The sequence below is a fragment of the Cupriavidus necator genome (assembly GCF_016127575.1).
Classification (GTDB): domain Bacteria; phylum Pseudomonadota; class Gammaproteobacteria; order Burkholderiales; family Burkholderiaceae; genus Cupriavidus; species Cupriavidus necator_D.
In genome coordinates this window covers 37,400-51,480 of the sequence record NZ_CP066018.1, presented here as the reverse complement: position 1 = coordinate 51,480, position 14,081 = coordinate 37,400, and the positions used below count along the sequence as shown (strand labels likewise).

Sequence of the window (14,081 nt, the reverse complement as noted above, 5' to 3'; positions counted from 1 at the left end):
GACAGGAGATGCCATGCACGCCTGTGACCTGTGTCATCAGCTGGTGGGCGAACCGTCCAGCGTGCCGCCACACGAGCACCTGGCTGCCTCTGGCATTGCGGCCATGAGCAACCGGTGCAAGGTCGACAGCCGCTGGCGCTGCACGGGCTGCGGCGCCTGGATGTACCAGAGCACGGCATTGGGTGAGCCGCCGAATATGTGGCGAATGGGCCCGCGCCCGGTCGACTGGCCTGATAATGACGGCTGAGCAGGCATGGCCGCGCCGCCACCGGGCAGTGCGGCCATGCCCCGTATCGCGCCCGGCTCAGGCTCTCGGGCGTCTGTTTCAAGGAGATTTCATGTTTGTTTGTGGGAACCAGGCTTGCGGTGCGCGCTGGGAGCCGAATGAGGTGCAGATCCGCAATGAAGGGCAGGGTCCCGTGTTCCGCTGCCCGCAATGCGGCGCACGCAATCACGTCCAGGCACGCACCGCGCGCGACGGCAGCACGGTCTACCGCCAGGTGGCGGCGAAGCCGGTACCGCGCTAGCCCGGATCGTCGGGCGGCAAGCCATGTCACCCCACGCATGTGGGGTCAAATTCACATGGTTGCCGCCTTAAGCTTGCTCAGGCGGGACCGTTATACACAATCATGGACTTTGCCGACCCTCCTCAAGACTCTGCCTCCAATGCTGAACGCATGGGCTGGGCGAACGCTTCGCCGGAAGTGATCGCCAAGGTATTGAATTCAGCACTGGCAGCGCAGGACCTCTCAGGGTTTGCCGCGCTGCTGTCGGATATCGCGCGCGACCGCGGCCTCAAGGGCGAGCGTGCCGCGCACCAGTCGATCTACGACATGCCGTACGCCAGCCTGCTGCCCAGGCAGAAACACCTGCTTTCCGATGCCTTCGACCTGCTGGTCCTGCTCGGGCTGGAACTGCGCCCGCGTGGCGCAGGCGCCGGCATCGGCGACGATGCGGACCTCGACACGGACGCGGAAGCAGACGAATAAGCCTGGGCTGGCCAGCGCTATGCGCGTTCCAGCATGCCGATCTCGCGCACCGCGACCGACAGCATCGACAGCCCCGCAGCCCCCGAGGCGCGCTGGTCGGCCAGCATGCGCGTAAAGCGTTCCAGCGCGCCATGACGGCTGGAGCGCCAGGCATCGATCATGGCGTCGGGCGTATCCAGTTCACCCTCCTGTGACAGCACGCTGACGGTCAGTGCGCGCTTGAGCCGCCCCAGGTCTTCCAGCGTGGTGGTGCGTGCCAGCAGGTCCCAGTGCGTGTCCGATGGCAGCGCCAGCGCGCGCTCGCGCAGCCAGCTGAAGCTCAGGTGGCTGTCCAGCGCGAAATAAACCCCCGCCACCAGGTCCAGGCTGCGTTTGCACGCCGTGGCCACTTCGGCGATATCGAGCGCGGCGGCGGAGATCTCGCTGCCGGCCACGCGCACAGCCAGCGCTTCGTCGACCCCTGCATCCGTCAAGGCCCGGGCGCGCTCTGACAGTGCCGTCGCATCGGCCGGCGGCAGCAGCCGCGGCAGTTGCGGGGCCAGCCATTGCGCGGCCTGGGCAAAGCGCGCCAGGTCCTCGGCGGCCTTGCTGCCGCTGCGCAGATAGCGGATGAACCACAGGCACGCGCGCTCCAGCAGCAGCGCCACGGCCCCGAACATGCGCGCCTGCTCGGCATCGGCCACACGGTTGTCCAGCGCATCGATCTCCTGCCACAGGGTGGTCAGGCCGAAGACATCGCGTGCGATCAGGCAGGCGCGCACGATATCGGCCGGGCGTGCGTCGGTCTCTTCCATGATCCGGTGCACGAAGGTGGCGCCGATACGGTTGACCAGCATATTGGTCAGGTGTGTCGACAGGATCTCGCGCCGCAGCGGGTGGCGCTGCATCGCGTCGGCGTAACGCTGGCGCAGCGGCACCGGGAAATAGTCCGACAGCAGTCCGGCGACCAGCGTGTCTTCCGGCACGTCGGAGGCCAGCAGTTCGTCGTACAGCCACATCTTGCTGTAGGCAAGCAGCACGGCACGCTCGGGCGATGCCAGGCCTTCATCGGCCAGCTTGCGCTCGGCGATTTCTTCCTCCGAAGGCAGGAACTCCAGCGGCCGGTTGAGCCGTCCGGCGCGCTCCAGCCAGCGCACCAGGCGCGCCTCGCCGTCGAGCAGCGCGGGGCTGCTGCGCCCGGCCACGGACAGTGCCTGGGTCTGGTAGTAGTTGTCCTGCAGCACCAGCAGGCCGACCTCGTCGGTCATCTCGGCCAGCAGCTTGTTGCGCTGCTTCTCGGTCATTTCGCCGTCGGCAACCACCAGCCCGAGCAGGATCTTGATATTGACCTCGTGGTCCGAGCAGTCCACCCCGGCCGAGTTGTCGATGGCGTCGGTGTTGATGCGCCCGCCCTTGCGCGCGAACTCGATGCGGCCCAGCTGGGTGAAGCCGAGGTTGCCGCCTTCGCCGACCACCTTGCAGCGCAGGTCATTGCCGTTGACACGCACCGCGTCGTTGGTGCGGTCGCCGGCCTGCAGGTGGGTTTCCTGGCTGGACTTGACGTAAGTGCCGATGCCGCCGTTGTAGAGCAGGTCGACCGGCGCCATCAGGATGGCGTGGATCAGCTCGGCCGGCGACAGCGTGGCTGCCGTGACCCCCAGCACCGCCTGCACCTGCGGCGACAGCGCGATGGTCTTGGCGCTGCGCGGATAGATGCCGCCGCCGGCGGAAATCAGCGTGGCGTCGTAGTCGGCCCAGCTTGAGCGGGGCAGGCCGAACAGCCGCGTGCGTTCCTGCAGGCTCCTTGTCGTGTCCGGGTCGGGATCGAGGAAGATATGCCGGTGGTCGAAAGCCGCCACCAGCCGGATATGCGGCGACAGCAGCATGCCGTTGCCGAACACATCGCCCGACATGTCGCCGATGCCGGCCACGGTGAAGTCCGTGGTCTGGATATCGACACCCATCTCGCGGAAATGCCGCTTGACCGATTCCCACGCACCGCGCGCGGTAATGCCCATCTTCTTGTGGTCATAGCCGACCGAGCCCCCGGACGCAAAGGCATCGCCCAGCCAGAAGCCGTATTCGGCCGAGATCGCGTTGGCGAAGTCGGAGAACGTCGCGGTGCCCTTGTCGGCGGCGACCACCAGGTAGGGGTCGTTGTCGTCGTGGCGCACCACCTCGGGTGGCGGCACCAGCTGGCCGCCGACGAGGTTGTCGGTGAGGTCCAGCAGCCCGCGCAGGAAGGTCTGGTAGCAGGCGATGCCCTCCTGCAGGAACGCATCGCGGTCGGTGGGCGGGGGCGGGCGCTTGACCACGAAGCCGCCCTTGGAGCCCACCGGCACGATCACCGTGTTCTTGACCATCTGCGCCTTCATCAGGCCCAGCACTTCAGTGCGGAAGTCCTCGCGCCGGTCTGACCAGCGCAGTCCGCCGCGGGCCACGCGCCCGCCGCGCAGGTGCACGCCCTCAACGCGCGGCGAGTAGACCCAGATCTCGAACATCGGGCGCGGCTCGGGCAGGCCGGGGACCAGCGCGGGATTGAACTTGAACGACACATATGGGCGCGGCTGGCCTTCCTCGCCGCGGTGGAAATAGTTGGTGCGCACGGTGGCGTTGATCACGCCCAGGAAAAGCCGCAGGATGCGGTCCTCGTCCAGGTTGGGCACCTTGTCCAGCGCCGCGCCGATATCGGCCAGCAGCTTGTCGCAGCGCGCCTGGCGGGCGGTGTCGGTGGCGACCTCGCTGAAGGTGTCGAAGCGCGCCACGAACAGGCCGACCAGCATGGCGGCAATGGCCGCGTTGCCGGTCAGCGCGCGCTCGATATAGGCGTCGCTGAAGGTCGAGCCTACCTGGCGCAGGTAGCGGGCATAGGCGCGCAGGATGGTGACGTCGCGTGCGGCCAGCTCGGCGCGCAGCACCAGGCGGTTGAAGTCGTCGTTCTCGATCTCGCCGTGCCAGGCGCGCGCGAACGCATCCTCGAACAAGGCCTTGACGCGCGCGATGTCGAATTCCGCCGCGCCGCCGCTGTCGGCAATCTCCAGCCCGAAGTCGTGCACCCATACCGGCGCGCCGCTGTCGGGTTCGATCAGGTAGGGGCGCTCTTCATCCACGCGCACGCCCAGGTGTTCCAGCATGGGCAGGCTGTGCGACAGCGCGATCGGCTCGCCGGCACGGTACACCTTGAAGCGGAACACCCCCGGCGCGGCCTCGATCGGCCGGTACAGGTTCATCGCCATGCCGTTGCCGCGCAGCGCGTGCTCCATCAGCTCGATATCGCGCACCGCGGTGCGGGCCGGGTAGTCCTCACGGTAGCCGGCGGGGAACGAGCCGCCGTAGCGCTGCAGCAGCCGGTTGCCTTGCTCTTCGCCGTGGCTTTCATGCAGGGCTTCGGCGAGATCGTCCTGCCAGCGGCGGCTGGCGTGCACGATGCGCGCCTCCAGCTCACGCGTATCAACATGCGGCATGGTGCCGGGCTCGCCGCGCACGGTCAGCTGGATGCGCGCCAGCGGCGACTCGGACAGCAGCGGCGTGAACTCGCAGCTGGTGCCGTGGAAGGCCGCGGTCAGCAGCCTCTGGATCTTCTGGCGCAGGTCGGTGTTGTACTTGTCGCGCGGCACGAACACCAGGCACGAGACAAAGCGGTCGAAGCGGTCGCGCCGTACAAAGAGCCGGGTGCGCTGGTGTTCCTGCAGCCGCAGGATGCCGGTGGTGATGTCGAACAGTTCATCCTCGGTGGCCTGGAACAGTTCATCGCGCGGATATTGCTCAAGGATGGTCACCAGCGACTTGTAAAGGTGCCCCTTGGCCAGGAAGCCCGCGCGCGCCAGGATATTGGCGCACTTGAGCCGCACCAGCGGAATTTCCGCAATCGGCGCCGTATAGGCAGTCGAGGTGTACAGGCCGACAAAGCGCCGCTCGCCGAACAGCTGCCCCTTTTCATCGAGCAGCTTGACGCCGACATAGTCGAGATAGCCCGGGCGGTGCACGGTGGCGCGCGAATTGGCCTTGGTCAGGAAGATCGGCGAGGCCCCTTCGATGATCGCGGTGGCCGCGGCGGGCAGCAGCGTGAGATCTTCGGCATCAGGCTCGCGCAGGCTTTCGCGCAGGATGCCCGCGCCCGAGCCCGGCACGCCGCGCAGGAAGTAGCGGCCGTCCTGCGACACCAGCTGGTAGTCACGCTGGCCGAGGAAGGAGAAGTGGTCATCCATCATCCAGTCCAGGAAGGCGCGCGCCTCGACGCTCTCCGGCGCGGCCGCGTCGGGCGCCTGCGCCATGGCGGCGATGGTGGCCTGGGTGATGCCGCACATCTTCGACCAGTCTTCCACCGCCGCGCGCACGTCGACCAGCACCTGCGCAATGCCGCTGCGCAGCGCCTCCAGCCGCGCGGCCTCGCCGCTGCGGTCGATCTCGAAATGGATAAAGGATTCCAGGCGCGAGCTGTCCCCGGCCTCGCCGGCGCCGCCCGGGGCGATCCGCTCGATGCCGCCGCGCGCGTCGCGCCAGACCCGGAACACGGGATGGATGGCCGAGTGCAGCGCCAGTCCCTGCCGGTTGATCTCCATCGTCACCGAGTCGACCAGGAAGGGCATGTCGTCATTGACGATCTCGACCACGGTGTGGTCCGAGTGCCAGCCGTGCTCTTCCAGGTTGGGATTGTAGACGCGGATGCGCGCATTGCCGGGGGTGAATTTCTGTGCGGTCTGCCAGTGCGCCATCACGGCGCCGTAGAGATCGTCGACGTCGCGCTGGAGCAAGTCCTCGGCGTCGGCCTGATCGTAGTAGTGCAGCAGGAAGGGCTCGACCACGGCGAACATCGCCGCCGGCAGCCGCTCGCGCGCGAAGCTGGCCAGTTCGTCCAGCAGGTGCGCGACCTTGTCTTCGTTCTCCTGCGGCATGATCCCTCCTCGCGGTGTCGACGGGCGGCCCGCGGCATGTGCCGGGGCATGCTCATACTTTAGGAAAAATCCGCATGCCCGGCGCAAGAAAAGTGGCGGGTATGACGATGGCGCGCGAAGAAAAGGTGGGCGGCCTCCCGCTGCTGCCCGCGGGACGGCTTGCGCGGCGCTCAGAGGCGCGTGGCGGCGAGGGTGGGGCAAGAGGTGGGGCGGTGTGCGACCGGCGGCAGGCCGGGGCAATGCGAGGGCGCGACAGCTTTTTCCTGCCGGGCGGCTTCGGTGCCCGCGCGAACCTGGCGAGTGGTGTGGTCGCTCAGCGTGGTCTTCATCCGCTCCAGCAGGGTGCCCAGCGCAGCGCGCTCTTGCGAACTGAACGCCGCCACTGACACGCTGTGCAGCGCGCTGAGGGCCTGGGCGGTGCGCTGCAGCCGGTTGGCTGCGCTTTCTGCAATGCGGGGCGCCTGAGTGCCGGCGTACTCGATCCAGCCGTCGCGCCGCAGTTCATCCAGCATCGTCTCGGAACGCTCGACATCGATCGGCATCGGGCCCGTCAATGGCGAGCCGCGCACGAAGGCATCCTGGCGGATGGCCCGCAGCAGCAGCCACTGGGAGTAGTTCAGGCCAGAGGCGCATAGCGTCTGTTCCAACGCACCTTGCCAGGCGGTTACGGCATCAACCAGGGCAAGGACAACCGGCTCGCTGGGTTCGAGGGGTCTTGGCTGCATGAATGGCGTCTCCTGTTTTGGTTTGCCGCCACTGCGATGCGCTGGCATCCGTCGCGCGGGTACCAGGGGCCGGAGCATGGCCGGCCCGGGCGGCACGGGCGCCGCAGCCTCTCTGGCGGGGCACGGTCGACCGATGGGCCAGACACTACCAGAATCTTTTGCCGGAATTGTGACAGGTCGGGAATGCCCTGTGGCACCACAGGGACATAGTATCCCGCACGACCCCTGGCATGGCTTGAGCTATGAATAAAGCGACTGGGAGCCATGACTTTAAATCACAGCCAGAATGTATGCGGCTGGCTACACTGCCTGCCGGAGACCCCGCCAACGAGCCTTCAGGCCAGCAGGGGCGCGCGGCGCGGGCACGGGCCCGGCCGCCAGACCGGAGATAAGGATGTACAAGGAACGCATTCGCCTGGCCAGGCTGCACGACAAGGTAGTCTCGGCCGACGAAGCCGCCGCGCTGATCCGCGATGGCATGACGGTAGGCATGAGCGGTTTCACGCGCGCGGGCGACTGCAAGGAAGTCCCGTTTGCGCTGGCGCGGCGCGCGGCCACCGAGCCTCTGCGCATCACCCTGATGACCGGCGCGTCGCTGGGAAACGACATCGATCGGGTACTCGCCGAGGCGGACGTGATTGCGCGCCGCCTGCCGTTCCAGTCCGACGCGACGCTGCGCCGCAAGATCAACGCAGGCGAAGTGATGTTCATCGACCAGCACCTGTCCGAGACCGTGGAGCAACTGCGTTCCGGCCAGATCGCACCGGTGGACGTTGCCGTGGTGGAAGCGGTGGCGATCACCGAGCAGGGCGGCATCATCCCCAGCACCTCGGTCGGCAACTCGGCCAGCTTCGCCATACTGGCGCGCAAGGTGATCGTCGAGATCAACCTGAACATGCCGCTGGAGCTGGAAGGGCTGCACGACATCTACTTCCCGGTGCGGCGCCCGTACCGCCAGCCGATCCCGCTGATTGCGCCCGAGCAGCGCATTCGCCTGCCGTATATCCCCATCGATCCCGAGAAGATCGCGGCCATCGTCATCACCGCCAAGGACGATAGCCCGTCCAACGCGCTGCCGCCGGATGCCGATACCCGCAATATCGCCGGCCATCTCAACGATTTCCTGCTGCGCGAAGTCCGCGCCGGCAGGCTCTCGCCCTCGCTGCAGCCGCTGCAGGCGGGCATTGGCACCATTGCCAACGCGGTGTTGCACGGCATGGTCGATTCACCGTTCCGCGACTTGCAGATGTATTCCGAGGTGCTGCAGGACAGCACCATCGAACTTCTGGATGCGGGGCGCCTGGCGTTTGCCTCGGCCTCTTCGGTGACGCTGACGCGCGAGGTGTACCAGCGCTTCCTGTCCAACCTGGACCGCTATCGCTCGCGCCTGCTGCTGCGTCCGCAGGAGATCAGCAACCATCCTGAGATCCTGCGCCGGCTCGGGCTGATTACCATCAACACGGCGCTCGAGTGCGACATTTACGGCAACGTCAACTCCACGCATGTGGGGGGCACGCACATGATGAACGGCATCGGTGGCTCCGGCGATTTTGCGCGCAATGCGCACCTGTCGGTATTCGTGACCAAGTCGGTGGCCAAGGACGGCGATGCCTCCAGCATCGTGCCGATGGTGGCGCACGTGGACCATACCGAGCACGACGTCGACATCATCGTCACCGAGCACGGCCTGGCCGACCTGCGCGGCCTGGCGCCGCGCGAACGCGCGCGCACGGTCATCGACAACTGTGCCGACCCGCAATACCGCGAGCTGCTGGGCGACTACTTCCGGCGCGCCAGCACCCATGGCGGCCAGACCCCGCACCTGCTGGAAGAGGCGCTGTCCTGGCATGTCGGCTTCCGCGACCGCGGCACCATGCTGCCCGCGCAGCCGGCCCAGGCGATGGCAGCCTGAGCGCGGCTTCCGCCAGAAAGCAAAACAGCCCGCGCAAGCGGGCTGTTTGCCTTGGTGCCGCCGGGGCAGGCTTACTGCGCCTTGCCGCCCTGGCTGGCAGGCGCCTTGGCGCCGTCGGTGTACGGATCAGCCTTGCCGGCCTTGGCGCCGTCGGTGTACGGATCGAACTTGCCGGCCTTGGCGCCATCCGTGTTCGGGTCGAACTTCTTGCCCGAGTTGGTCAGGTCCGACTTGGTCGATTGCTTGGCGCCATCGGTGTACGGGTCGAACTTGCCGGATTTGGCGGGGTTCTGGTTCGGGCTGGCCTTCTTGGTGTGGCTGCCACCGTAGAGATCGCCGCCTTCGGTGTAGTTCTTCTGCGCATAGACCTGCGTCGCGCCCAGCGCGGCCAGTGCTGCAACGATCAGGGTCGAAACGGTCTTCTTCAGCATCTTGCTTATCCTCGCGATTGACGGTCGCGCAGCGCCTGCGCGAATCCGGTTTTGGGGCCGAGCCTGGCCGGTGGCGGCTGGGCACATGTGGCGGAACACCCGGTTAATGTACCGAGTCAGCGCTTGTCCGCAAAGTGAAAGTTTCTTCTACAAGTATTGAATACCGATGGCGTTGCCTGCGTACTGCGCCGGATCAAATGCAACGATTCTGGGGCAGATGTGGGTGACTGATGGCACATTTTCAACTGGCAGCCATAAAAAAACCGGCTGCCAGGTGGCAGCCGGTCATGACCCCTCGCGGGACGGTTTCGCCGTCCGGTTATTCCAGTGTGATGTTCTGGTCGCGTGCGATCTTCTTGCGCAGGTCCAGCTCGCGCTTGATCTGGGCGGCGTACTGCGCCGGGGTGTTGCCGTCGGTGTAGGCACCGCTGTCGGCCAGGCGGCGCTTGACGTTGGGGTCCTGCAGCGCCTTGACCGCGGCATCATGCACGCGCGTGATGATTGCCGCCGGCGTGCCGGCCGGGGCCACCAGGCCGTACCAGGCCATGTTGTTCATGTCCTTCATGCCGGCTTCGGCAAAGGTCGGCACGTCTGGCAGGCCCTCGACCCGCTTGGGCGCCGCCACTGCCAGCGCGCGCAGCTTGCCGACCTGGATATGCGGCATCGACGACGGCAGGTTGTCGAACTGCGCGTTGACCTGGCCGGCCAGCGTGTCGTTCAGCGCAGGGCCCGATCCGCGGTAGGGGATATGGACCATGTCGGTCTTGGTGATGTCCTTGAACAGCTCGCCGTCCAGGTGCGAGATGCTGCCCTTGCCGGCCGAGGCGTAGCTGTACTTGCCGGGGCTGGCCTGCAGCATCGCGACGAACTCCTTAAGGGTCTTGGCCGGCACCTTCGGGTTGACCGTCAGCACGTTCGGCACGTTGACCAGGTTGGTGATCGGCGCGAAGTCCTTGAGCGGGTCGTACGGGTTCTTGGGGTTGGTGGCGGGGTTGGTCGCCATCGTGCTGACGGTGGCGATGCCCAGCGTGTAGCCGTCCGGGGCGGACTTGGCGAGCGCGTCGGCGCCGATCGCGCCGCCGCCGCCGCCGCGGTTTTCCACCACCACCGGCTGGCCCAGCTCGCGGCCAAGGCCGTCGGAGACCGCGCGCGCAACGATGTCGGTGGTGCCGCCGGCCGCGAACGGAACGATCAGGCGGATCGGCTTGTTGGGGTAGGACTGGGCTTGGGCCAGGCCGTGGGCCAGGCCAAGGGCCGCGATGCAGGCGGCTGCGCCGGCGCTGATAACTGCTTTCAAGGAGTGCCTCCGTTCTTCTTTCACTGATTCGCCAGGCGGGCTGCAGGCGTTTCTTCGGACCCAGACCTTTCGTCTGCGCCCCGCGCTGTCACGGTTCCCCGCGCTGGCATGACCGGGCCGTGCCGGGATGCGGCGACGGCCGGCACCTTGCGATAGTTCCGCGATACGGAACCATGTTCCACAATGTGCGCGGATGCGATTCAACCGGGAAAGCGGGCGCAGGGGAATTGGTGAGAACCCGCGTATCAAGAAACCGGCAGCCATGCCGACCGCGCGCGCAAAGCAGCGCGGCGGAAATGAAAAAAGCCGGAAGCAAGGCTTCCGGCTTTTCCTGAATTCGCTGGTGGGGCGTGAGTGACTCGAACACTCGACCTACGGATTAAGAGTCCGCTGCTCTACCAACTGAGCTAACGCCCCAACGAAGAAAAAGATTTTAGCAAGGTATCTGATAAGACGCAATAGCCTTCGCGCAATTTTTGCGAGCCAGGCTGCACTGGCCGCTACAATGCCAGCCACCGCGCGCGTCCCGCGCGGTGGTTACTATCCAACTGCTTGCCCAGTCCATGCACGCCAGAGTCCTGCGCTATCTCGACGAGGTCGTCCGCCGCGGTTCGATCCGCAAGGCGGCCGAGCACCTGCATGTGGCGCCGACCGCGGTCAACCGCCAGATCCTGGACCTGGAGGCGGAACTGGGCGCGCCGCTGTTCGAGCGCATCAACAAGCGGCTGCGGCTGACGCCGCTGGGCGAGATGGTGCTGGCCCACGTGCGCCAGACGCTGCGCGAGCACGACGCGCTGCGCGAGCGCATCGAGGACTTCAAGGGCGCGCGCCGCGGCGAGGTCACCGTGGCGGTCACGGCCGGCCTGGCGGGCTCGCTGATGCCGTCGCTGGTGCATGACTTCCGCCAGCGCTACCCGGGCATCGTGGTGCGCGTCGCCGACCTGCCGGTGGCCGATATCACCACGGCGGTGGGGCAGGGCGACGCCGACCTGGGCCTTGGCTATGACCTGCCTGAGCTGCCCGCCTTCCGCGCGCTGGCCACCAGCGACTGGCAGATCGGCGCGGTGGTGCCGCCGGGCCATGCGCTGGCGGCCCGGCAATCGGCGCTGCTGAGCGAATGCGTCGGCTATCCGCTGATCCTGCCGGCGCCCTCGCTGTCGATCCGCGCCATCCTGGATGCGGCCTTTGCCCGCAATGCGATCGAGGTCTCGCCGGTGGCGGAGTCCACCTCGACCGCGCTGATCCGGCAACTGGTGATGCTGGGCACCGGCATCGCGCTGCTGAACCCGCTCGATGTGATGGAAGAGCGCGCCCGCCAGGCGCTGGTCTACGTGCCACTGCGCGACCGCCACCTGCAGGGCCAGACGCTGACGCTGGTGGCGCGCGCTCGCGGCCCGCTCAGCGCCGCTGCCGAGCTGATGGCCGAGCGCATCGGCGACGCGCTGGCGGTCTTGTTCGCGCAGGCGCGCTGAGCAACAGGGTGTCGCAGGTGTCCACTTTTTGTGGACAGGATGATCGGAATTCTGCGCTTGGGGGATTGCACTTCGCCGCCGTAGACTGGCTGCCATCCAGTCCCCCAATTCGTTTTGCAGAAGGAATTCCGCCATGACCCTGATTGCCCTGAACGCCGACGTGCTGGTCACCATGGATGCGCAGCGCCGCGAGATCCGCGATGGCGCCCTGGTTGCCGAAGGCCCCGCCGTGCAGTGGGTCGGCCCGACCTCGGAACTGCCGCCGCAGTACCGGCGCATGGTCGACGACGGCAGCGCGCAGGTGCTCGACATGCGCGGTCGCGTGGTCACGCCCGGTCTGGTCAACACCCACCACCACATGTACCAGAGCCTGACGCGCGCGGTGCCAGCCGCGCAGGACGCCGAGCTGTTCTCGTGGCTGACCAACCTGTACATGCTGTGGTCGCACCTGACGCCGGAAATGATCGCGGTGTCGACCAAGACCGCGATGGCCGAGCTGATGCTGTCGGGCTGCACCACCACCAGCGACCACCTCTACTTGTTCCCGAACGGGTCGCGCCTGGATGACTCGATTGCCGCGGCGCAGGAGATGGGCATGCGCTTCCACGCCGCGCGCGGCTCGATGAGCGTGGGCCGCAGCAAGGGCGGCCTGCCGCCGGACGTGGTGGTGGAAGAGGAGGCCGCCATCCTGCGCGACAGCCAGCGGCTGGTGGAGCAGTACCACGACAGTGCGCGCCACGCGATGCTGCGCGTGGTGCTGGCGCCGTGCTCGCCGTTTTCGGTGTCACGCGACCTGATGCGCGAGTCGGCCAATATGGCGCGGCACTATGGCGTGTCGCTGCACACGCACCTGGCCGAGAACGACAACGACATTGCCTACTCGCGTGAGAAATTCGGCCTGACGCCGGCCCAGTATGCCGAGGACCTGGGCTGGGTCGGACACGATGTGTGGCATGCGCACTGCGTCAAGCTGGACGACGAGGGCATCGCACTGTTTGCCCGCACCGGGACCGGCGTGGCGCATTGCCCGTGCTCGAACATGCGGCTGGCATCCGGCATTGCACCGGTGCGCGCCATGCGCGATGCCGGCGTGCCGGTGGGCCTGGGCGTGGACGGCAGCGCGTCGAACGACGGCGCGCATATGCTGGGCGAGGCGCGCCAGGCCATGCTGCTGCAGCGCGTTGGCTACGGGCCGGCCGCCATGAGCGCGCGCGAGGCGCTGGAGATTGCCACGCTGGGTGGCGCGCGCGTGCTCAACCGCGACGATATCGGTGCGCTGGCGCCGGGCATGTCGGCGGATTTTGTCGCCTTCGACATGTCGCAGGTCGGCTTTGCCGGCGCCGGCCATGACCCGGTGGCGGCGCTGGTGTTCTGCACGCCGGCCAATGTCGCGGCGAGCGTGATCAACGGCAGGGAAGTGGTGCGCGACGGTGCACTGCTGACGGTCGACCTGCCCAACGTGCTGCTGTGCCATCGCGCGCTGGCACGTACGCTGTTCGAGCGCGCCAGCCAGGGCGCCTGATGCACGGGGCCGCTGTGGCGTGGGCACGTGCCTGCGCCGCGGCGGATTAGCCAATCAGGCAAGCGCACAAAGCAAAAGGCCGGAAGCATTGCTGCTTCCGGCCTTTCTGTATTCGGTGGTGGGGCGTGAGTGACTCGAACACTCGACCTACGGATTAAGAGTCCGCTGCTCTACCAACTGAGCTAACGCCCCAACGAAGAACGAGATTCTAGCATGATTTTCGGCGCTGTCAAATGTTTGACGCACTTGCCGGAACAACCCCGTCATTGTGACCGGGAGCCACACATACGCGCGGATGGAACTCGAAGGCGGCCGTGATGGTCTTCGCAATGAGCGCATTCGCATGGGCTCTATCCATACGATTTTGCCGGAGCCATGTTAGGATGTTTCTCCACTTGCATATGGAGGGCTGCACCGATGGAAATCAAATTCCAAGAGCAAGAGCGCTACGACATCAATAATGAAGGCTTGTTGTTCCAGGCACTTGTCAATGGCGAGAAGGTGACTTGCGTGGTGACACGCGAAGCACTGTGGGAAGGCTTCAGTGCCGACCAGGTACTGTCGCTGGAAGAGGCATTCCGTGCCGGCCGCGAAACCATCGAACGCGCCGCCGTGGTGCTGATCGAGCAGGGCGCGCCCCAGCCAATCGTCGTCAAGCGCGCCCACGTGGCGCCGATCTGATGCGGATGGATGCCCCGGCCAGGCCCCGGCATGCCGCGGGCGCCTATCTGTTATCAGGTTCCCAGACGTAGGGCCGTCCGGCCTTGCGTGCCAAGCCGGCAACGCCGGCACAGGCAGATCCCCGCTTTTCCCGTTTCAGTTTCCAGGTTTTTCCTGCAGCCGTACTGTTGCTGAACGC

11 protein-coding genes and 2 tRNA genes are annotated in these 14,081 nt (G+C 66.7%); 7 read left to right on the top strand and 6 right to left on the bottom strand.

Annotated features, from left to right (window positions below):
• Positions 1-13: 13 nt before the first annotated feature.
• From I6H87_RS00230 to I6H87_RS00220, 3 genes are all read left to right on the top strand, one after another.
• Positions 14-247, top strand: coding sequence for a hypothetical protein (locus tag I6H87_RS00230; RefSeq protein ID WP_058696853.1), 234 nt, complete (start codon positions 14-16; stop codon positions 245-247).
• 91 nt (positions 248-338) lie between these two features.
• Entirely contained in the window at positions 339-527 is a 189-nt protein-coding gene (locus I6H87_RS00225) for a hypothetical protein (RefSeq protein WP_010813090.1), read from the top strand.
• 102 nt (positions 528-629) lie between these two features.
• Positions 630-989, top strand: coding sequence for a hypothetical protein (locus I6H87_RS00220; protein WP_011615015.1), 360 nt, complete (start codon positions 630-632; stop codon positions 987-989).
• Positions 990-1,006: 17 nt separating this feature from the next.
• Here the strand turns inward: I6H87_RS00220 and I6H87_RS00215 are convergent, their stop codons facing one another.
• Both I6H87_RS00215 and I6H87_RS00210 read right to left on the bottom strand, forming a co-directional pair.
• Positions 1,007-5,863 (bottom strand): NAD-glutamate dehydrogenase, encoded by a 4,857-nt coding sequence (locus I6H87_RS00215; RefSeq protein WP_011615016.1) that lies wholly within the window; start codon positions 5,861-5,863, stop codon positions 1,007-1,009.
• A gap of 170 nt (positions 5,864-6,033) precedes the next feature.
• The gene (locus I6H87_RS00210) at positions 6,034-6,588 is read right to left on the bottom strand and encodes a hypothetical protein (protein WP_011615017.1); all 555 of its coding nucleotides are present in this window, start codon (positions 6,586-6,588) and stop codon (positions 6,034-6,036) included.
• A 394-nt stretch (positions 6,589-6,982) separates the two neighbouring features.
• Between I6H87_RS00210 and I6H87_RS00205 the strand changes: the two genes are divergently transcribed.
• Positions 6,983-8,500, top strand: a complete 1,518-nt coding sequence (locus I6H87_RS00205) for a succinyl-CoA:acetate CoA-transferase ScpC (protein WP_011615018.1) — start codon at positions 6,983-6,985, stop codon at positions 8,498-8,500.
• 71 nt (positions 8,501-8,571) lie between these two features.
• On the opposite strand, the gene I6H87_RS00200 is transcribed toward I6H87_RS00205, so the two are convergent.
• The 3 genes from I6H87_RS00200 to I6H87_RS00190 all read right to left on the bottom strand — a co-directional run bounded on the left by I6H87_RS00200 (position 8,572) and on the right by I6H87_RS00190 (position 10,645).
• Positions 8,572-8,931, bottom strand: coding sequence for a hypothetical protein (locus I6H87_RS00200; protein WP_010813085.1), 360 nt, complete (start codon positions 8,929-8,931; stop codon positions 8,572-8,574).
• Between the two features lie 319 nt (positions 8,932-9,250).
• Entirely contained in the window at positions 9,251-10,228 is a 978-nt protein-coding gene (locus tag I6H87_RS00195) for a tripartite tricarboxylate transporter substrate binding protein BugE (RefSeq protein ID WP_041687261.1), read from the bottom strand.
• A gap of 341 nt (positions 10,229-10,569) precedes the next feature.
• A tRNA-Lys gene (locus I6H87_RS00190) sits at positions 10,570-10,645 on the bottom strand.
• 146 nt (positions 10,646-10,791) lie between these two features.
• On the opposite strand from I6H87_RS00190, the gene I6H87_RS00185 reads away from it, so the two are divergent.
• On the top strand, positions 10,792-11,700 hold the full coding sequence (locus tag I6H87_RS00185; protein WP_041687263.1) for a LysR family transcriptional regulator: 909 nt from the start codon (positions 10,792-10,794) through the stop codon (positions 11,698-11,700).
• 133 nt (positions 11,701-11,833) lie between these two features.
• Positions 11,834-13,222 (top strand): 8-oxoguanine deaminase, encoded by a 1,389-nt coding sequence (locus I6H87_RS00180; RefSeq protein ID WP_011615021.1) that lies wholly within the window; start codon positions 11,834-11,836, stop codon positions 13,220-13,222.
• Positions 13,223-13,338: 116 nt separating this feature from the next.
• On the opposite strand, the gene I6H87_RS00175 is transcribed toward I6H87_RS00180, so the two are convergent.
• Positions 13,339-13,414, bottom strand: a tRNA-Lys gene (locus I6H87_RS00175).
• A 225-nt stretch (positions 13,415-13,639) separates the two neighbouring features.
• Here I6H87_RS00175 and I6H87_RS00170 point away from each other — a divergent pair.
• Positions 13,640-13,903 (top strand): DUF1488 family protein, encoded by a 264-nt coding sequence (locus I6H87_RS00170; protein ID WP_010813081.1) that lies wholly within the window; start codon positions 13,640-13,642, stop codon positions 13,901-13,903.
• The last annotated feature ends 178 nt before the right edge of the window (positions 13,904-14,081 follow it).